The organism is Methylosinus sp. H3A, assembly GCF_015709455.1.
GTDB lineage: Bacteria > Pseudomonadota > Alphaproteobacteria > Rhizobiales > Beijerinckiaceae > Methylosinus.
This window is the reverse complement of sequence record NZ_JADNQW010000005.1, coordinates 881,592-900,988: the sequence shown is the minus strand read 5'-3', so window position 1 is coordinate 900,988 and position 19,397 is coordinate 881,592. Positions and strand designations below refer to the sequence as shown.

General features: G+C 65.8%; 20 protein-coding genes. 3 read left to right on the top strand and 17 right to left on the bottom strand.

All coding sequences use genetic code 11. The annotated features are described in order from the left end of the window. Positions 1–16: 16 nt before the first annotated feature. Positions 17–499, bottom strand: a complete 483-nt coding sequence (locus tag IY145_RS07325; RefSeq protein ID WP_196407603.1) for a hypothetical protein — start codon at positions 497–499, stop codon at positions 17–19. Then, positions 499–1,356 (bottom strand): 2,3,4,5-tetrahydropyridine-2,6-dicarboxylate N-succinyltransferase, encoded by an 858-nt coding sequence (dapD, locus tag IY145_RS07320; protein WP_196407602.1) that lies wholly within the window; start codon positions 1,354–1,356, stop codon positions 499–501. Before dapD ends, IY145_RS07325 begins: the two co-directional genes overlap by 1 nt. A 259-nt stretch (positions 1,357–1,615) precedes the next feature. On the opposite strand from dapD, the gene IY145_RS07315 reads away from it, so the two are divergent. Further along, a complete protein-coding gene (locus IY145_RS07315; RefSeq protein ID WP_196407601.1) occupies positions 1,616–2,302 on the top strand; it encodes a pentapeptide repeat-containing protein in 687 nt (228 codons plus the stop codon). Here IY145_RS07315 and IY145_RS07310 read toward each other — a convergent pair. The 4 genes from IY145_RS07310 to IY145_RS07295 form a co-directional block, all read right to left on the bottom strand. Beyond that, the gene (locus IY145_RS07310) at positions 2,280–2,633 is read right to left on the bottom strand and encodes a hypothetical protein (protein ID WP_196407600.1); all 354 of its coding nucleotides are present in this window, start codon (positions 2,631–2,633) and stop codon (positions 2,280–2,282) included. The genes IY145_RS07315 and IY145_RS07310 overlap by 23 nt on opposite strands. A gap of 199 nt (positions 2,634–2,832) precedes the next feature. After that, positions 2,833–4,380 (bottom strand): PepSY domain-containing protein, encoded by a 1,548-nt coding sequence (locus IY145_RS07305; protein WP_196407599.1) that lies wholly within the window; start codon positions 4,378–4,380, stop codon positions 2,833–2,835. A gap of 10 nt (positions 4,381–4,390) precedes the next feature. Beyond that, complete coding sequence (locus tag IY145_RS07300) at positions 4,391–6,667, bottom strand: TonB-dependent siderophore receptor (protein WP_210332634.1); 2,277 nt, start codon at positions 6,665–6,667, stop codon at positions 4,391–4,393. Positions 6,668–6,752: 85 nt separating this feature from the next. Continuing rightward, positions 6,753–7,124, bottom strand: coding sequence for a hypothetical protein (locus IY145_RS07295; protein WP_196407597.1), 372 nt, complete (start codon positions 7,122–7,124; stop codon positions 6,753–6,755). 201 nt (positions 7,125–7,325) lie between these two features. On the opposite strand from IY145_RS07295, the gene IY145_RS07290 reads away from it, so the two are divergent. Beyond that, positions 7,326–7,559: an AbrB/MazE/SpoVT family DNA-binding domain-containing protein gene (locus IY145_RS07290; RefSeq protein ID WP_196407596.1), complete on the top strand. Its 234-nt coding sequence runs from the start codon at positions 7,326–7,328 to the stop codon at positions 7,557–7,559. A gap of 17 nt (positions 7,560–7,576) precedes the next feature. Here IY145_RS07290 and IY145_RS07285 read toward each other — a convergent pair whose 3' ends face one another. From IY145_RS07285 to rpmH, 6 genes are all read right to left on the bottom strand, one after another. Beyond that, entirely contained in the window at positions 7,577–8,311 is a 735-nt protein-coding gene (locus IY145_RS07285) for a pyrimidine 5'-nucleotidase (RefSeq protein WP_196407595.1), read from the bottom strand. A 93-nt stretch (positions 8,312–8,404) separates the two neighbouring features. Continuing rightward, positions 8,405–9,289 carry an acetylglutamate kinase gene (gene argB / locus IY145_RS07280; RefSeq protein WP_196407594.1) on the bottom strand — a complete coding sequence of 295 codons (885 nt, stop codon included), beginning with the start codon at positions 9,287–9,289 and terminating at the stop codon, positions 8,405–8,407. A gap of 58 nt (positions 9,290–9,347) precedes the next feature. Further along, entirely contained in the window at positions 9,348–10,010 is a 663-nt protein-coding gene (gene yihA, locus IY145_RS07275; RefSeq protein WP_196407593.1) for a ribosome biogenesis GTP-binding protein YihA/YsxC, read from the bottom strand. Positions 10,011–10,042: 32 nt separating this feature from the next. Next, positions 10,043–11,890: a membrane protein insertase YidC gene (yidC, locus tag IY145_RS07270; protein ID WP_196407592.1), complete on the bottom strand. Its 1,848-nt coding sequence runs from the start codon at positions 11,888–11,890 to the stop codon at positions 10,043–10,045. Then, positions 11,887–12,255, bottom strand: coding sequence for a ribonuclease P protein component (rnpA, locus tag IY145_RS07265; protein WP_312030560.1), 369 nt, complete (start codon positions 12,253–12,255; stop codon positions 11,887–11,889). The genes yidC and rnpA overlap by 4 nt, the downstream gene beginning before the upstream one ends. Before the next feature lie 85 nt (positions 12,256–12,340). Next, positions 12,341–12,475: a 50S ribosomal protein L34 gene (gene rpmH / locus IY145_RS07260; protein WP_024878470.1), complete on the bottom strand. Its 135-nt coding sequence runs from the start codon at positions 12,473–12,475 to the stop codon at positions 12,341–12,343. A gap of 609 nt (positions 12,476–13,084) precedes the next feature. Between rpmH and ctrA the strand changes: the two genes are divergently transcribed. Then, a complete protein-coding gene (gene ctrA / locus IY145_RS07255) occupies positions 13,085–13,786 on the top strand; it encodes a response regulator transcription factor CtrA (protein WP_196407590.1) in 702 nt (233 codons plus the stop codon). 234 nt (positions 13,787–14,020) lie between these two features. Here ctrA and IY145_RS07250 read toward each other — a convergent pair whose 3' ends face one another. The 5 genes from IY145_RS07250 to chpT form a co-directional block, all read right to left on the bottom strand. Then, a complete protein-coding gene (locus IY145_RS07250) occupies positions 14,021–14,857 on the bottom strand; it encodes a protein-glutamate O-methyltransferase CheR (RefSeq protein WP_196407589.1) in 837 nt (278 codons plus the stop codon). A 103-nt stretch (positions 14,858–14,960) separates the two neighbouring features. Next, a complete protein-coding gene (locus IY145_RS07245) occupies positions 14,961–15,326 on the bottom strand; it encodes a response regulator (protein WP_196407588.1) in 366 nt (121 codons plus the stop codon). Beyond that, positions 15,323–15,868, bottom strand: coding sequence for a chemotaxis protein CheW (locus IY145_RS07240; RefSeq protein WP_196407587.1), 546 nt, complete (start codon positions 15,866–15,868; stop codon positions 15,323–15,325). Before IY145_RS07240 ends, IY145_RS07245 begins: the two co-directional genes overlap by 4 nt. Further along, a complete protein-coding gene (locus IY145_RS07235) occupies positions 15,865–18,435 on the bottom strand; it encodes a chemotaxis protein CheW (RefSeq protein ID WP_246721837.1) in 2,571 nt (856 codons plus the stop codon). The genes IY145_RS07240 and IY145_RS07235 overlap by 4 nt, the downstream gene beginning before the upstream one ends. Positions 18,436–18,581: 146 nt before the next feature. Then, entirely contained in the window at positions 18,582–19,271 is a 690-nt protein-coding gene (chpT, locus tag IY145_RS07230) for a histidine phosphotransferase ChpT (RefSeq protein ID WP_196407585.1), read from the bottom strand. Between the last annotated feature and the right edge of the window lie 126 nt (positions 19,272–19,397).

The window sequence follows — 19,397 nt, the reverse complement described above, 5'->3', positions numbered from 1 at the left end:
AGAACGCGCCGTTTTTTTATTCGTCCCCGCCCTCTTTCACCCCCAGCTCGTACCCCACCCACAGCGCGACCGCGGCGAGCGCGACGTCGGTGAGCGCCACCGGCCAATAGGGCATCACCTCGGCGACACGCGGCTGCAGCCAGTGCATGGCGCCCGCCACCAGAAGGGCGAAGGGAAGCAGACCGGCGAAGACGAGCGGCGCCGGACGGCCGAGCGCGCGGAAGCGCTTGGCCGAGAGATTGACGAAGCTCACCGCGATCAGCAGCACGGCGAGCGAATAGAGCGCGAGATAGGCGTAGGCGACCACTGTCTGCCAGACGAAGAACGGGTCCTTCGACAGATCGTGATCCGTATAGGGGAAGAGCGCCAGCCAGATCAGCGTCAGCGGAACGAGCACGGCGAGAAGGCCAGCGACGCCGCAGCGCCAGCCGGCGCGGTCGAGGCTTCCCTCCTCCGTGCGATAGAGGAAGCTCAGGCGCTCGCGCGAGGGCAGCTCCATCAGTCCCTCAGCAGCTCGTTGATCGCCGTCTTGCCGCGCGTCTGCGCGTCCACCGTCTTGACGATGACGGCGCAATAGAGCGAAGGCCCGGCCGAGCCGTCCGGCAGCGGCTTGCCCGGCAGATTGCCCGACACAACGACCGAATAGGGCGGCACATAGCCGATGTGAATCTGGCCGGTGGCGCGGTCGATCACCTTGGTCGAGGCGCCGATGAAAACGCCCATGGAAATCACCGAGCCCTGGCCGACGACGACGCCCTCGACGATCTCCGAGCGCGCGCCGATGAAGCAATCATCCTCGATGATGGTGGGGCCGGCCTGCAGCGGCTCCAGCACGCCGCCTATGCCGACGCCGCCGGAAAGATGCACATTCTTGCCGATCTGCGCGCAGGAGCCGACCGTGGCCCAAGTGTCGACCATGGTCCCCGCGTCCACATAGGCGCCGAGATTGACGAAGGACGGCATGAGAATGACGCCCGGCGCCACGAAGGCCGAGTGACGCACGATGGCGCCCGGCACGGAGCGGAAGCCCGCGGCCTTGTGCTCGGCCGCGCCCCAGCCGGCGAATTTGGAGGGAACCTTGTCCCACCAGCTCGCGCCGCCTGGCCCGCCCTCGATCACGTTCATATCATTGAGGCGGAAGGAGAGAAGCACGGCCTTCTTCAGCCATTGATTGACCTTCCAGGAGCCGGCTCCGGTCGCGCCCTCGATCTTCTCGGCGACGCGCAGCTTGCCCGAATCGAGCAGACGCAGCGCGCTCTCGACCGCGTGGCGAATGTCGCCCTGCGTGGAGGCGTCGATATTGGCCCTGTCTTCGAAGGCGGTGGTGATGAGGTTCTCGAGACCAGTGTGCGGCATGAAATCGTCTAGCTCCGAGACGTCGCGGGCAGGCGGCCCGTGGGAAGGGTCAGGGCTATAGGCGGCAAGGCCGCGGCCCTGTCAATCGCGGAAATAGGGGCCGATCGCCGCGCCGACGGCGGGACGTCTTTCCCGCCCGCAGCGCATTCTTTCCCGCGGCCGCGGGCGCGTGGCGGGGGTAGGCTCGCCCGCCGTCGCCACAGAAGCGACGCAGAGCGAGGGAGCCTTCAACATGACCTCGGCCCGAGCGAGACGCCTTTTGGCCGCCGTCCTCCTGATTCTCACGCCGCCGGCGGCCTCGGCGGCGGACCGAAGCCGCGCCGATATAGAGAGACTGATCGTCGCCTCCGCCGGAAAGCCGGTGGCGCTCACCGATCTCGATCTCTCCGGTCTCGATCTCTCGGGGCTCGATCTTCGGCGCGCCGATCTCTTCGCCACGCGGCTCGCCGGGGCGAAGCTCGTCGGCGCGCGGCTCGGCGAGGCCAATCTCACCCGCGCCGATCTGCGCGAGGCCGATCTCTCGGGCGCCCTTCTTTCCGGCGCGATTCTCTATGCGGCTATTCTCGACGAGGCGGATTTTTCCGGCGCCGATCTGACGCGCGCCCGCATCATCGGCGGCGGCCGCGGCGCGCGCTTCGTGAAGGCGAAGCTTGTCGAGGCCGATCTCGGCGCCGATCCGGCCAATCAGGGCATGGTCCCGGTGCGCGCCGATCTGACCGCCGCGATTTTCGACGGCGCCGATCTGACCGGCGCCAATCTCACCCATGCGGTCTTGGCCTCGGCGCGCTTTGCCGGCGCGAGCCTGCGCAATGCGCGGCTCGATCACGCCAAGCTCGGCGACGCCGATCTCTCGGGCGCCGATGTCACGGGCGCGCGCTTCCACGGCGCCGATCTCGACGGCGCGCGGCTGCCGGCGGCGGCCCCTATTTTGGAGCGAGGGCGCTGAGCTGCGCTTCGAGCGCGGCGACGCGGTCGATGTCGAGTCCGGCGGCCGGAGCGCCGTCCCTCAGCCGGGCGATGAGCGTCGCGGCGAGGACGCAAAGCGCCGTTCTCGTCTCCTCCGATTGGGCGTCGATGATTTCAGCGACGGCGATTTGCATTCCGATCGAACGCGGTCGCGGCTCCAGCTCGGCGATCTCCCTCTTGGCGAAGGCTGAAAGTCCAGACTTCAGGGCGTCATAGCCGTCGATGACGGCCGCGCCCGCCGCGCCTTTGGCCGCCGCCTCCGCCGCGAGGCCGAACGTTCCCACCACGACGGCGCCAATCGAATCGACCATGGCTCGCTCCCCAAACCATCGAAAAGGCTTCGAGGCGGCTTCAATTCGTCGAAGCGCGACCTCGCTGACCGATTACGCAAATGACGTTCCATGTCGGTAGGCTCCGTCGGCGGCTCGCCCGCCCGGCCCCGCGGGATCAGCCCGCCGCCAGCCCGCGGCGCTCCTCATGGCCGGGCGTCAGGCGTCACCAGCACGGTGGTCATGCGCGGCTCGATCGCGCCAAGCTCGGCGACGCCGATCGCGCCGGCGCCCTGCGCTCGCCGAATTTGCGCTTCAGCCGTCGCCAGCCGATGACGATTCCGGTGACGCTGAGCGCAAAGCCCGCGCCATTGAGCGCCAGCATGAGCGCATCCCACAGGGGCCGCGCGGCGAGCAGCGCCGGCGCATCCCAGCTGTGCAGCAAGGCGAACAGCCAGCGGCTCGCGCGGCGCCCCGAATCGAGCTTGCCGAGCACGGCGCCGGTATGCGGGTCGATATGCGCCCAGGTGCCGGCGGCGTCGTCGAACTCGAGCCGCAGCACGGGAAGGCGCTTGTCGACGTCGCCATGCATGGTGTGCGGCGCGCGCGCGAAATAATAGAAGTCGTAGCTCTCCATCACCGTCGCCGCCGTGACCTTGGCGCCGGGGACGAGCCGCGCGCCGAGGCGCTTCAATTCCTCGAGCGGCAGCGTGAAGGCAGGCGCGGCGTCGGCCTCGGCGCGCAGGATTCGCGTCGCGCCGCCGGCGCTGAAGCCGACATAATAGCCGGCGCCGTCGATGACGCGCAGCTCGAGCTCGCGCGCCGAGAATCCGTCATCGGCGAATTTCGTCAGCGCTTGCGCGATGGAAAGATGGAATCGCTCGGGCGCGAGGGCGCCGCCGTAATAGGCTTTGGCGTCGAAGGCCGATCTGGTCTCGAAGATTTTCCACGGGTTCATCGACATCAGGCCGCTGAAGACGAAAGTGATCGCCGTCACGCCGCCGATGAGGCCGACGATATGGTGCCATTTCATCATGCCTTCGCGATAGGGCGTGCGCGCGCCGGTCCTATAGGGCGCGCGAAAGCGCCAGCGCATCACTCCGACGACGAGGCCGGTGACGGCGAGCACGGTTCCGATGAGCGAGGAATAGACGATGATATCGTGCCAATAGGCCTCGAGCCAGCCGCCGCGAAACGGATAGAGCCAATGGATCCAGGCGCCGGCCCAGTTCCAGAGGCGCTCCGTCCGCGTCGCGTCGCGGACCACTTCGCCAGTGACGGAGGAGACATAGAGCAGCGTCGAATCCGCATCCGACATGAAGACGCGGTGCAAAGGGCGCAGACCGTCGAGACCTTTGGAATGCGTCCATTGGTCTTCGTCGACGATTCCGTCATAGCTCGCATCGCCGCCGAGGAAGGCGCGCGCGGCGGCGATGGCGTTCTCCTCTGAAACGCTGGTCACACGCGCGCCGTCGCTGGCGCGCGCCGCCGTGAATTGCGGGCCGCTGTCCTTCGCGCGGCGCTCGAAGATGAAAGTCGGCGCGCCGGCGATGCTGGTGAGGCGGACGGATTGCGGCGCGCCGCTCTCTCCCGCGGCGTCGAAAGCGCGGGAGAGATCGACGCAGCAGCGCGCCGGGTCGAGCGGCGGCAGCGCCGCCAGCCGCTCTGACGGCAAGAGCTTCGGATAGCCGACATACATCATGACGACGCCCGAGAAGAACCACATGGCCATGAAGAGACAGACTGCGATCCCGAGCCAGCGATGAGTGAGATAGAGATATCTCTTCATGTCCGCCTCCTCAGAAGGTCATCTTCAGCGACAATTCGACCGTGCGCGGCTGGCCGAGCCGCAGCAGCGGTCCCGAGCCGCCCGTCGCCCATTCAACATAAGCGGCGTCGGTCATGTTCTTCAGCATGGCGGTCAGCTTCGCATTGGGCGTTACGCGCCAGGAGAGGCCGGCGTCGAAAGTCGTATAGGCCGGTATGCGCATCGTATTGGCGTTGTCCGCGAAACGGTCGCCGACGAAGCGCGTCGCGAAGGTCGCCTGCCAATCGGGCAGGAAATCCCAGGTGATCCAGCCATTGGCGATCCAGCGCGCCATATTGGTCGGCCGATTGCCGGCGCGCGACACGCGAAGAGTGGTTCCGGCGATCGTCGCCGCCTCCTCGAAGCTCTCGAATTTCGGATTGATCCAGGCGGCGTTGCCCTGCACGCTGAGATTATCCAACACCTGCACGCCGACATTGGCCTCTATGCCATTCGACGATTGCTTGCCGACATTGACGACATTGTTCGGATTGGCGGGATCGGAAGTGGTGACATTGTTGCGCTCGATGAAATAGCCGGCGAGAGTCGCCGAGCCTCTTCCCTCCCAGAAATCGAGCTTCGTTCCCGCCTCGATCTGCCAGCCGGTGGTGAGCTCGAAATTGCGCATGCCGCCGGCGTTGTTGGTGAGCAGAATGCCGGAGGGCGGATCGGCCGCCGTGCTGTAGGAGACATAGACATTGGCCTCCTTGGTCACGTCGTACATCAGCGCGGCGCGCCAGGTGATCGGCTCGTATCCTTTGCCGAAATAGGCGGGATTGCCATAGGGGTTCGAGGCGCTGGGCAGGGTCGGAATGCGGTAATTGAAACGCTCGAGGCTGATCTTCTCCCAGCGCAGTCCGGTCACGAGATGAAGCTGCGGCGTCAGCGACAGCCGGTTCTCGGCGAAGAGCGCCAGCGTGTAGAGCTTGCTGCGAGCGTCGCCCACATAGCTCGTCGCCAACGGATTGTCCTGATAGAGCTTATAGGCCGAATAGCCATAGGGCTCGACCGTGTCGACGGCCAGTCCCGATTCGAGGCTTCCGTTGCGCGTCTGCTGATTGAGCGAAAAATCTATGCCCGCGACCGTCTTCGACTCAAGGCCGAATAGGGTCGTCGTGTTCGTCGCCTCCAGCCTGTCGCCGACGAGGCTCTGAACGTGCCGGGTGGCGAAAGATCCGCTGCGGTCGATCAGCGTGTTGGTCGCATTGTAGCGATAGGATTCGACGTCCTGATATTGCCGGTCGGCGCGATAGAGATAGAAAGTGTTTTTAAAGCTCGTCTCCTCGTCGAGCTTATATTCCGTAATGTCGCGCGCCCACAGCACCTGCTGGTCGAAGACCGGCTTCAGGCTGTTGTAGTTCTTGAAGCGTACGCCCGGATCGAATTTGAGATCGAGCACCGGCAGGCCGAAGGTTCCCCAGGGAATCGTGCCCGTGCCGCCGAGCGGACGCGGAACCGGCGTGCCCCAATAGGCGTCGCGCTGCTCGCTCTGAAACTCCACCGCGACAGTATTGGAGAGGCCGGGCGCGATATCGGTGAGCCAGGAGATGGAGCCGGCGCCGGAATTGTGATTGGAATCCTCGACCCAGCCTTGCGAGCCTTTGTAGCTCAGATCGAATTGCAGCCAATTATTCTCGTCGAGCTGCTTGTTGAAGCCATAGGAGGCGCGGCGGTTGAACCACATGCCGCCCATCAGCAGCGCCTCATTGCGCTCCTCGCCGCGCGTGGCGACCTTGCTGACGTAATTCACCGCGCCGCCGACGGCGCCCTGGCCGTAGAGATAGGAGGAGGCGCCGCCGAGAAGCTCGATACGGTCATAGAGCCAGCTGTCGACCGGACGGCCGGCGATGGCGTCATATTGCACGGTGATGCCGTTGAACATCTGCGTCACCGACGACGCGCCGAAGCCGCGCAGGCTGATCGCGCCGGCCGAGCCCGGCGGGTCCGAAGCGATGACGCCGGGCATGCGCTGAATGACCTCCTGCGTCGTCTGCGCGCCGCGCGCCTCGATCGTCGCGCGATCGACGATGGAGACGGAAGAGGGCGTCTCGCGCGGCGTCAGGCCGAGGCGGCTGCCGGTCTGCGAGGTGACGTCGAGCTGCAGCTTGCCATTCGGCGGTTGCAGCTTTCCGCGCGAGGGACCGGCGACGGGGCGATGCTCGCCGGAGATGTCGATGGCGGGCAGGGCTTCCTGCGCAGCGGCGGATGAAAAGACGACGAAAGACAGCGCGCCGGCGGATGCGCCGCGCATGAGGGCGTTGCGAGACATAGGCAAAGACTCCTGGCGCGACGCCACGCAGGCGCGCGCGATTCCGATGGGGAGATGCGGCGAGACAGCCGCGATTCGTTTCGGATCAGGAGAAGGAGGGCGGAGCGCGCGACGACCAGCTGCTGGCCCAGCCGAGCGGCGTCGAGAGCTTTGCGGCGTCCGTGCTGCGCGGCGGCGCGTGCGAATGCAGATCGGCCGCCAGCACGATCGTTGCGGCGTTCCAGATCGCTGCGACGATCGACGCCGCGCTGCGCGCGCCGATGCACAACACGCAATGTTCGCAGGAGGAGTGATCGCCCGACGGACGTTCGCCGCTTTGTCTGTTGCAGAGCTCGGACGTCGTCGCATGAGCTTCGGTCCAGCCGGCGACGTCTCGTGTCTGTTCGGCGAGCGTCGGGCCTGCGGCGGCGATGAAACCCTGCAGCATGAGCAAGCAGGCGAGTGCGCGCGCGATCACGCTCGCTCCGAAACGCCGATGTGCCCCCGCTCGCATCATTGGCGCATTGAAGAGAGCGCGCGCGCTACAGTCAAGGCAATGGTAGAAAGAATGCGCGTTCGTTGCGAAAATGTGACAGTTTCTGAACGGGATGGGAAATCGGCTCGACGATGCGCCGCCCCGGTCGTAGGTTTCTAAGATGCAGATACGCGAGGTTTCCCGATGCGAGCGATCGTCGAAAAATGGGGCAACTCCGCGGCCGTGCGCATACCCTCGGCCGTTGTGGAGCAGGCGCGCCTCGAGATCGACCAAGCTGTCCAGGTGCGCGTCGAAGGCGGCCGCGTGGTGATCGAGCCGCTTACGGCGCCCGAATACTCTCTCGATGATCTTCTCGCCGGGGTGACGCCGGAAAACCTGCATGAGGAGGAAAGCTTCGGGCCGCCTGCGGTCCGATGACGACGAAGATCAGGCCTCTACTGGGGTTGTGACGTCGCCGTCAGCCCCTCCAAAAATCCCGCGAGATCATTGGTTGTAAAATCCACATGCGGCTCGCGTCCATGGGCGATCTCCCAGGCTTCGCGCTTCTCCTCATGACCTGCTTCCGGCGTCACCAGCACGGTGGTCATGCCGCGCGCATGGGGGATGACAAGGTTGCGCGCTATATCTTCGAACAGCGCCGAGCGCTTCGGCTCCACGCCATGGCGCTCGAAGAAGCGCTCATAGGCGCCCTCATGCGGCTTGGCGATGAAATCGGCCGCGACGATATCGAACACATCCTCGAAAATATGATCGATGGCGAGCTGCTTCGCCGTGTCGAGCGCATGCTCGCGCGAGCCATTGGTGAGAATGAGCTTGCGGCCCGGCAGCGCCGCGATCGCCGCCGCCAGCGAATGATTGGGCAGCAGCGATGAGCGATCGACATCATGGACGAATTTCAAGAAAGCGTCGGCGTCGACGCCATGCTCGGTCATCAGCCCGCGCAGCGTCGTGCCATATTGCTTGTAGTAATGCTTCTGCAGCGCGCGCGACGACATTCCGTCGAGGCCGAACAGGCGGATCATGAACAGAGTGATCCGATGGTCGATCTTCGGCCAGAGGTCCGATGAGGCGGGATAGAGCGTGTTGTCGAGATCGAAGACCCATGTGTCGACATGGGCGAAGCGATTGGCGATGGTCAGCAGGCGCGGCTGATCGGCGGGCTCTGTCATCGCGCGCTCGTCATCGCGAGCGGAGCGACGCGATCCAGAGCCGTGAGGCGGCTCCCAGATCGTTTCGTCGCCACGCTCGTCGCCATCAGTGCGTCACCTCGTGATCAGCGTGCCGGCGCCATGATCGGTCAAAAGCTCGATCAGCACCGCATGCGGCAGCTTGCCGTCGAGGATGACGACGCCTTCGACGCCGCGCTCGATCGCATACATGCAGGTCTCGACCTTGGGGATCATGCCGCCGGTGATGGTGCCGTCGGCGACGAGGCCCGGAATATCGGAGACTTTCAGCTCCTTGATGAGCTGCTTGTTCTTGTCCAGCACGCCGGGAACGTCGGTGAGGAACAAAAGGCGCTTGGCGCCGAGCGCGCCGGCGATGGCGCCGGCGAAAGTGTCGGCGTTGATGTTGTAGGTCTCGCCGTCGAGGCCCTGCGCCACCGGCGCCAGCACGGGGATCAGCTCGCGGCCGAGCAACTGGTCGAGCACTATGGTGTCGACCTTCGCCACCTCGCCGACAAAGCCGAGATCGATCGTCTTGCCATTCTCGTGAGCCGGCCGCGCGAGTTTCTCGGCCGTCACCATGCGGCCGTCCTTGCCGCAGAGGCCGATGGCGCGCCCGCCCTCGGAATTGATGAAGCCGACGATCTGCTTGTTGATATAGCCGGCGAGCACCATCTCGACGATTTCCATCGTCGCCTTGTCGGTGACGCGAAGTCCGTCGGCGAATTCCGATTTTATGCCGAGCTTGCCCAGCATGGCCCCGATCTGCGGGCCGCCGCCATGCACCACCACAGGGTTCACGCCCGACTGCTCGAGCAGCACCATGTCGCGGGAGAAGTCGCGCGCGACCTTGTCGTCGCCCATGGCGTGGCCGCCGTATTTCACCACGACGATGGCCTCGTCGTAGCGCAGCATATGTGGCAGCGCCTGCATCAGAATACGGGCTTGCTGGAGCGCGCTGTCGGCCGAGTCCTCGGTCATGGGGCTGCCTCTGCTGGGATGAAGCTCGTCCATGTTAGAAAGGACGAGGCTGCAATATTCAAGCGTTTCGTTCGGCCAGCAGCCGCGCGATCCCGGCTCGAAGCTCCGACACGCCCTCGCCCGTGCGGGAGGAGGTGAGGGCGAGGCGCGGGAAGGCGGCCGGGCGCTTGGCCAGCGCGGCCTCCACCGCGGCGACGGCGGCCTCGCGCTCCGCGGCTTTCAGCTCGTCGCGCTTCGTCAGCACGATCTGATAGGAGACGGCGGCGCGGTCGAGCAGATCGAACATCTGCTCGTCCAGATCCTTCACGCCGCGGCGGCTGTCGATGAGCACGAAGACGCGGAGCAGCGAGGCGCGGCCGCGCAGGAACTCCTCCATCAGCCGCGTCCAATTGGCGACCTTCTCCTTGCCGACGGCGGCGTAGCCATAGCCCGGCATATCGACGAGGCGCAGCGGCTCCTCGCCCGGCGCGGCGCCGAGGGCGAAGAAATTGAGCTGCTGCGTGCGGCCCGGCGTGTTGGAGACGCGGGCCAGCGCCTTGCGGCCGGTCAGCGCGTTGAGGAGCGTGGATTTGCCGACATTGGAGCGGCCGGCGAAGGCGATCTCGCCGGGCCCGATCGGCGGCAGATCGCCGGATTTCGCGCTGGCGAATATGAATTCGCACGGGCCGGCGAAGAGCAGCCGGCCCGGCTCGATGAAGTCCTCGTCGCGGGCTTCGTCCAAAGCGCGATCCAATCGTGCGGCGCGCGCTGCGATCAGGCGGCCTTTTTGAAGGTGAAGGTCTTCTTCATATTGTCCCACAGCTCGAACTTCACGCCCGCGCGCTTCATGATGACCCATTGCTGGGCGACCGAGAGCACATTGTTCCAGGTCCAGTAGATGACGAGGCCCGAGGCGAAGCTGCCGAGCGAGAAGGTGAAGATCACCGGCATCCAGCCGAAAGCCATTTTCTGGATTTCGTCGGTCGGCTCCGGGTTCATCTTCATCTGCGCCCACATGGAGACGCCCATGATGAGCGGCCAGACGCCGAGCCACAGGAACGAGCCGAAGACCGGGATCTGCGTCGGATCGAAGGGGATGAGGCCGAACAGGTTGAAGATATTGGTCGGGTCCGGCGCCGAGAGATCCTTGATCCAGCCATAGAAGGGCGCATGGCGCATCTCGATGGTGATGATCAGCACCTTGTAGAGCGAGAAGAACACCGGAATCTGCAGCAGGGCGGGGAGACAGCCGCCGGCCGGATTGACCTTCTCGCGGCGGAACAGCTCCATCTGCTCGCGGCTCATCGCCTGCTTGTCGCTGCCGTATTTTTCCTTCAGCGCCGCGATTTTGGGCTGAATTTCCTTCATCTTGGCCACCGCCAGATAGCTTTTGTTGGCGAGCGGCAGGAAGGCGATCTTCACGAGCACGGTGACGGCCAGAATGGCGAGGCCGAAATTGCCGAGCACATGGAACAGGCTGTCGATGATGCGGAACATCGGCCGGGTGAGGAAGTAGAACCATCCCCAATCGATGAGCCGGTCGAAGAGCTTGATGCCCTGGCCTTCATAGGCGTCGAGCGTGTCGACGACCTTGGCGCCGGCGAAGATGCGCGAGGCCACGGAGCCGGAGGCGCCCGGCGCGACCGTCAGCGGAGCCTCCACCGTGTCGGCCTGATAGGCCTTGGTCGTTCCGGCGCCCGAAGCCGAGAAGCGCGCCACCAGCGTCCTGTCCTGCTGCGGCACCAGCACGGCGGCCCAATATTTCTCCGTGAAGCCGAGCCAGCCGCCCGTCGCCTCGAAGGATTTGGTCGCGTGCGGCTCTTTCTCGACCTTCTCGAATTTCAGCTCCTGCAGGCCGGCCTCGCCCAGCACGCCGACGAATCCCTCGTGCAGGGCGGCGTAGCCGGCGCTCTGCAGCGCGCCGATGCGCGACACGCGCAAATAGGGATAGACGGTCACCGAGGCGGAGCCGTGATTCTCGACGCTGTCGGCGACCGAGAACATATATTGGTCGTCGACCGAAATCTTGCGCCTGAAGACGAGGCCCTGGCCATTGTCGAAGGAGAGCGTCACCGGCTGGCCGACGGCGAGCGCGTCGCGATCGGCGCTCCATAGCGTCTCGCTCGTCGGCAAGACCGGCGGCGCCAGATCCTTGTCGGAGGCGAGGAAGCCCGATTCGGCGTAATAGGGTTGCGGCGAGCCCTCCGGCGAGAGCAGCACGATGATCGGGCTCTTGGGGTCGACCGTCTCGTGATAATTTTTCAGCGAGACGTCGTCGATGCGTCCGCCCTTCAGCGCGATCGAGCCGGAGATGGAGGGCGTGTCGATGGAGATGCGCTTGCTCTCGGCGAGCGCCGCCTCACGGGTCTTGGGCGCGGGTCTCGCCGTCGCGACGACCTGCTGCGTCTGCTGGGCGGCGGCGGGCGGGGCCTGATTGGCGGGCTGCGCGGCCGGCTTCTGCTGCGCGGCGGGCTTGGGCAGCGGGCCGGGCTTCTGCTGGGCGAGCTGCGCCTCTTTCTGCTGCCGGTCCAGCTTGGGGAAAGCGTAGAAATAATCCCAGCCGGCGATCACCAGCATCGACAGGCCGGCCGCGATGAGGACATTCTTCGTATACTCGTTCATGACGCCTGCGGCCTGTCTTTCGAGTTGCGCTGGTTCCGGCTCTTGTCGCCCGGCCTGAGCTTCGCCAGTCCGTCCACGATCTGCGCCGTCAATTCCGGAAAGGGTGCGGTCAATGCGTCGGGCCGGGCGACGAAGACATAATCATAGCCCGGGAGGCCGGAAGCGCCGCTGAGCCTCAGCGCCTCCTTCAGACGGCGCCTGATGCGATTGCGGCCGACGGCGCCGGCGATCTTCTTCGTCACCGTGAAGCCGAAGCGCGGCGGCTCCGCATCGCCCTCTCGGGCGGCCGCCTGCAGCTTGAAGGCGCGCGCGCCGCGGCTCAGCCCGCTCGCGGCGGCGCGCAGAAACTCGCGTCGTTTTCGCAAGCGCCGCGGTTTCGTCTTCCGCGTTTCGGCGGGGTTTTTCTCGCTCATGCCTCCCGCCCCTCTCTGGCCGAGAAGCCGGCGAAAATCAGGCGGACAGGCGCTTGCGTCCGCGGGCGCGGCGCGCCGCGAGGACGTTGCGGCCGCCCACGGTCGCCATGCGGGCGCGAAATCCGTGGCGGCGCTTGCGCACCAATTTGCTGGGTTGATATGTTCGCTTCACTTGGGGTCTCCGCTCGCTCAGGTCGCCGATCCGAGAGCCGTTCTCGCCTAACGCCGACGGCTCGTCATCGGCCGGCCGCCGCCACGGCCCTCGATCTTTGTTCAGGTCTCGTCGGGCGTTTCATCGCCCCGCGGCCGCTTTGCTCCGCCTTTTTTGCGGGCGCGCAAGCCCCCGCACGAAACGCGTCTTTCCGACGCCGCGCGGGCATATAGGAGAAAGCCCGCGCATAAGTCAATCGCGAGTCGATCGCGCGAGCGCAGCGCGATCGGGCGGGCCGGCGGGGCTTTCGCGAAGCTTTCGCCGCGGAGTTTGCGTAGCGCCGCGTGGCTTCGCAGCCGGGCGAGCGGCTTGTATAAACGATGAAGCCGGTCGATTCGTCCCCCTCGAGAGACGCTGTTCCCGGCTCGCGGCGGCGCTTGGCCGTCGACGATTAAGGTTCTGGTTGGCCGCCGGGCCGAAGGTCAGGGTTTGTTAACCATTACCGCTTAGCGTTTCGACAAATAGATATAGAACTTGGCGGGCGCCCGACAAAGCTCGGCGCATCGTCGACGCTCGGGCGACGCGACGGCGTCCGGGGGAAGATTTGGTGGAGCTGGGTGGGGACCGAAAATGCGCGTTTTACTGATAGAGGATGACAGCGCGACCGCTCAAAGCATCGAGCTCATGCTCAAATCCGAGAATTTCAACGTCTATACGACGGACCTCGGCGAAGAGGGCATAGATCTCGGGAAGCTCTACGATTACGACATCATCCTGCTCGATTTGAATCTGCCCGACATGTCCGGCTATGAGGTGCTGCGCACCTTGCGGGTCGCCAAGGTCAAGACGCCGATTCTGATCCTGTCCGGCCTCGCCGGCATAGAGGACAAGGTGAAGGGTCTGGGCTTCGGCGCTGACGATTATCTGACGAAACCTTTCCACAAGGACGAGCTGGTGGCGCGCATTCACGCCATTGTTCGCCGCTCGAAGGGTCACGCCCAATCGGTCATCACGACCGGCGATCTCGTCGTCAATCTGGACCAGAAGACGGTCGAGGTGTCCGGCGCCCGCGTGCATCTGACCGGCAAGGAATATCAGATGCTCGAGCTGCTCTCGCTACGCAAGGGCACGACGCTCACCAAGGAGATGTTCCTCAATCATCTCTATGGCGGCATGGACGAGCCGGAGCTCAAGATCATCGACGTTTTCATCTGCAAGCTGCGCAAGAAGCTCGCCAACGCCAGCGACGGCCGCAACTACATCGAGACGGTGTGGGGCCGCGGCTATGTGCTGCGCGAGCCGAGCGAGGCCGACGAGCGCATCACCGCCTGAGGCGGGAGCGCGAGATCAGCGACATGCGAAGGGGCCCGGTCCGGGCCCCTTCGCATGTTTGCGGCTCGCGATTGCTCGGCTTCCGTCCGATCTGAGCGCAACTTTGCCAAAGCGAGCTTCGAGGCTCGTGGTCTGCGTCATTCGAAGCGAAGACCCGAGGGCGCCCTTCACTTTCGTCGACGCGAGCCGATAGCGGCCACGGCCCGCGTCGGTGCCGATCACGCGAAAGCCATATCACCCATTGGCCAGGCGCCGTCGCGGCGCGAAGCGGCGCGGCAGAACGCGGCAGTCCCCGGAGGCCGAAGGCGCGAAGCGCTCGTCGAACTCCATCGTCTCCGCCGCCCCGAGAATCAGAAAGCCGTCTTCCGCGAGGACGCCGAAGAGACGCGTCAACACGTCGCGCTTCACCTCGGGCTCGAAATACATGAGCACATTGCGGCAAAAGATCACGTCGAACGGCCCGGCGCCGCGAAAATCGGAGAGCAGATTGACCTTGCGGAAGGCGACGCGCGCCTGCAGCGCGTCGCTGACGCGCCAATGTCTCTTATGGGGATGGAGATGGCGCAGCAATCGCGCGGTGGAGAGGCCCCTCTGCGCCTCGAATTGGCTATAGACGCCCCGGCGCGCCGCCTCGAGAGCCGCCTCGGAAATATCCGTCGCGAGAATTTCGACGGTCCAGTCCTCGAGGTCCGGCTCGGACTCCTCGAGCGCCATGGCGATGGAATAGGCCTCCTGGCCCGTCGAGCAGGCCGCCGACCAGATGCGCAGGCGGCGCGTCGCGGCGCGCCGCGCCATGAGATCGGGCAGCCATTCCTGCTTCAGCTTCTCGAAGGGGACGCGGTCGCGAAAAAAGGAGGTCTCGTTGTTCGTCATCGCGTCGATGACGCGCTGCAGCAACGATTCGTCCTCGCGCTTCTCGATCAGGCGCATGAGCTGGGCGAGGTCGAAGCAGCCATGCGCGCGCATGATCGGCTCGAGCCGGCTTTGGGCGAAATAGAGCTTGTCGGCGTCGAGCGATATTCCTGCGAGCGAGCCGATCAGACGCCGCAGCCGCGCGAAGGCGACGCTCATCGCCGCCTCCAGCTGCGCGCCGCGCCGGAACAAAGGTCGGGAGCCGCCCCCTCTTGTCGCATTCCGCCGCCGCTCGAATGAGCGTCCCTCGTTCTCGGCGCGCTCAGATGACGCCGATGTCCTCGAGCTTGGAGCGCACGACATGCTGGTCGAACGGCTTCATTATGTATTCGTCGGCGCCCGCGTCCATCGCCTGCGCGATATGGCTCGCCTCGTTCTCGGTGGTGCAGAACACCACTTTCGGCCCGGCGCCGCCCGGCATTTTGCGCAGCGCGCGCAGGAATTCGACGCCGTCCATCTCCGGCATGTTCCAGTCGAGCAGGATCGCGTCCGGCATCGCCTGCTCGCAGGCGACGAGCGCCTTGCGGCCGTTCTCGGCCTCCACAGTGGTGAACTGCATCCCTTCGAGAATGCGGCGCGCGACTTTGCGGATGACCGCCGAATCGTCGACGACCAGAATCTGCTTCATATGTCTCCTCCTCGGGATGCGTCTCTCGTATGCCCGTCGCGTCCGCCGCTCTCGCTCGGCCTCGACAGGCGCCTGACCAGCGCGCCAATGTCGAGGATCGGCAAAAAGTCGTCGTCGAGGCGGTAGCAGGCGTTGGTGGTTTCGACGAATTGCAGTCCGACATGAGTCGGGCAGCCGATGCGGTCGTCCTCGTCGCAGGTGACGACGTCGCCGGTCTCGTCGATGAGCAAAGCGTAGCGTTCGCCATTATGTTCTATGCAGACGGCGAGAGTCGTGTCGGGACGGGCGCCATCGTCGATCTCTAGGCAGCGATCGAGGCGCAGAGTGGTGACGATGCGGCCGCGCAGATTGGCGAGGCCGGCGATCTCGCGCGGGGCGAGCGGGACTGGCGTCACCTGATCGACGTGGAAGATCGTCTTCACGCATTCGACGGGCAGGCCGAAGGTCTGCCCACGCACCTTTATGGTGAAATTGCGCGTCTGCACCCTCGGCGTATCGCCGGGGCGGCGCCGTCCGTTGGCCTCGCGTTGCGGCTGCGTCATGCGGCGAGCTCCGACATGATGCGCAATTCGAGATCGCGCGGCGCCGTGTCCGCCTTGTCGAGCAGGCGGCCGACGCATTCGATCAGCGCGCGTCGATCGAATTTGCCGGTTACGGCGGCGATGCCGCAGGCGTTGGCGGCGGCGAGCACGCTCGGCGCCGCCTGCGCGGCCAGCGCCACCACCGGCAGCTCGGCGAGGCCGGGCAAAGCGTGCAGCGCGCGGGCGAAACTATAGCCGTCCATCTCCGGCATGTCGGTATCCGTCACCACGGCCTCGACGGAGAGTCCCTTGCGCAGGAAGGACAGAGCCTCCGGCGCCGAGGCGGCGGTCGTCACGTCATAGCCCGCGGAGCCGAGGATGGGCGCCAGCATGTCGCGGAAGAACGCCTTGTCGTCGACGAGCAGGATGCGGTGCCGCTTGTTGACGCCGCGCGCCAGAGCGGCGGGGCAGGCGATGCGCATGAAATAAGTGGCGTCGAGGAATTCGACGATCTCGCCGCCGAGCTGGATCGAGCCGAGGATATGCGCCGAGCTGCTCTCTTTCTGCAGATCCAATATTTCGTCGGTGACGTCGACGATGTCCTCGACCAGCAGACCCATGGACTGGCCCGCCCCCGACAGCACGAGTATCGGGCAGGAGGGCCGGTCGAGCGACATGTCCGCCGTCGCCGGAATAATCGGCAGAAGGCTGTCGCGATAGGCCATGACGAAGGCCCCATCCGAGGCGATCAGCCGCTCGCGCGGCACGTCCTCTATGCGCAGCACGAGCGACAGCGGCAGAGCCTTCAACGGGCCGGGGCCCGCCTTGACGAGGATGATGCGCGTCTTTTCCGCGCGCGGAACGAAAACCTCCGGCGTCGTCGCTTCGGCCGGCCGTTCGGCGAGCCGCTGCAGCCCGGCATGCTCGAGCAGCGCGGCCGGATCGAGAATGAGCACCACCGATCCGTCGCCGAGGATCGTCTGACCGGAAAAAACGCCGAGCCGCGCCAGCGCGCTCACCAGAGGCTCGATGACGACCTCCTGCACATCGGCGATCATCTCGACCAGCAGGCCGAAACGCGCGCTGCCGACGCGCAGCACGACGACGAAGCCGTCGCGCGTCTCCTCCTCGTCCTCCGCCGGGCGGCCGAGGCCCAGCGTCGCGGCGAGATCGAGCAGGAACAGCACGTCATTGCGCAGGCGCAGCACCGGAGCGTCGTGAATATATTGGATCGTGTGCTCGAAGCCGCGGCCGACCCCGACGAGCTCGACGACGGTCATCTGCGGAATGGCGAATCGTGAGCCATTGCTCGACAGAATCAGCGCTGGCGTGATGGCCAGCGTCAACGGAATGCGCAGCGTCACGCTGGCGCCCCGGCCGAAGCGCGAGCTCAGCGAGACGGAGCCGCCGATCGATTGAATATTCTCGCGCACCACATCCATGCCGACCCCGCGGCCGGATACTTTGGTGACGCCGTCCGCGGTCGAGAAGCCGGGCGCAAAGGCGAATTCGAACAGCTCGCTGTCGGTGAATTTGGAAATATCCGGCTCGGAGACGAGCCCTACGGCCAAGGCCTTGGCGTGGATGCGCGCGACGTCGAGCCCGCGGCCGTCGTCGGCGATGTCGATGATGATCTGGCCGGCGTCATAGGCCGCGCGCACGGTGATGACGCCCGTCTCGCTCTTGCCGATGCGCGCGCGCTCGGCGGGCGGCTCGATGCCGTGATCGGCGCAATTGCGGATGATATGCGTCAGCGGCGCGCGAATGAGCTCGATCACCTGCCGGTCGAGCTCGGTGTCGGAGCCTTCCGTCGTGATGACGATCTTCTTGCCGAGATCATGGGCGAGATCGCGCACCAGCCGCGGCAGCGTCGAGAACAGCCGTCCGACCGGCTGCATTCGCGCGCTCATCACCGCATCCTGCAGGTCGCTGGTGATGTTGGAGAGCGTCTGCACCGTGCTGGTCATGGCCTCGTCGCCGCCGCCCCAGGCGCCCGACAATTCGAGCAGCCGATTGCGGGTCGAGACGAGCTCGGAGACGATGCCCATCAGCCGATCCAGCACATTGACCGAGACGCGCACCGTCTCGCCGATATGGGCGACGCCGGAGGCATGCCCGTCGCCCGGCGCCGGGGCGGCCCGCGACACGGGAGTGAGGGGAGCGGCGGTTTCCGTCTCCGCGACATCGGGCTGCGGCTCGTCCTCGCCGAGGCGCGCGCGTCGTGTCGCTTCCTCCATGGCGGCGACGAGCTCTTCGTCGTCGCCCGGCGGCTCCTCCTCGGCGCGGCCCATCTCGGCGAGAATGTCCTTCAGCCGGTCCACGGCGGCGAAGATCAGCGTGATATGGATGGCGCGGACCGGCGCGCCGTCGCGCAGCGCGCCGATGAGCGCCTCGGCCGAATGGGTCAGCCGGCCGACGCGCGGCAGCTTCAAAAAGCCGCTGGTGCCTTTGATCGTGTGAATATGCCGGAACAGGCTGGCGATGAGCGCCTGATCGCCCGGATCCTTCTCGAGACAGACGAGCTCCATCGTCGCCGAGTCTATGTGCTCGGCGGTCTCGACGAGGAAATCGTTGAGAAGTTCGTCCATGGCGTCGTTTGTCTCGGGCCGCTCGCGCGGCGTCGACGCCATTCTTGACGCATTCTGGTTAAGAGAACTGAAATTCCCTCGCTCGAGCTCGGCCCGCTGCGGCGATCGTCGACGGGAACGCGCCGAATCGGCGGCGCGCCTTCGTCTCAGGCTTCGATCGCCGTCTGCGTCTCGATCTCTTGCGCCGGCTCCGCGGCGGCCGGCCGGGCGGTGATCGTCACATGTTCCGGCTGGGCGGAGATCACGACATCGAGCCCGCTCGCTTTGGCGACGAGGCCGGCGTAATAGGCCTGAATGGCGCGCGCGTCGACGACGCCTTCTTCCGGCTCGCCGGCCAGCAGGCCGGGAATCGCCGCGGCGATGCGGGCGTTCACGCCTTTGGCGTCGAGGGTGAAGGCGATCTCGTCGCCAGAGCCGGTCGAAGCGACGGAGATCACGCCGCCGCGCGGAATCGCCGCATCGGCGATCAGGCAGAGATTGAGCAGCAGCTTCACTTTGTTCTTCGACATCAGCACGCGCGGCACGCTCCATTCGAGCTTGGTGCGCTCGTCGGCGAGCAATTGGCGCGTCACATGCTCGGCGTCGCCGGTGTCGATCTCGGCGCCCTTGGAGCCGGCGGCGCCGAAGGCGAGTCGGCAGAATTGCAGCCGGGCGGAGGCCTCCGCCGCGCTCGATTTGATGAGCGCCAGCGCATGGCCGCGCATCTCGGCGTCCTTCTCCTCCTCGAGCACCTCGAGCCCGTTGACGATCGCGCCGACGGGCGAGATCACGTCATGGCAGACGCGGGAGGAGAGAAGCGCGGCGAGATCGAGGGAGTCGAGCGCGAATTTGGTCATGAGGCCATCCGAAGGAGCCGCCGGAGCGCTGTAGGCACCGGCCGAAGCGGGAACGTCGGCGAAACGAATCACCCGCGTCCCTTTGCCCCATTGGTAGCCGCGCCGCGTCCGCTTGCAAAGCGTCGC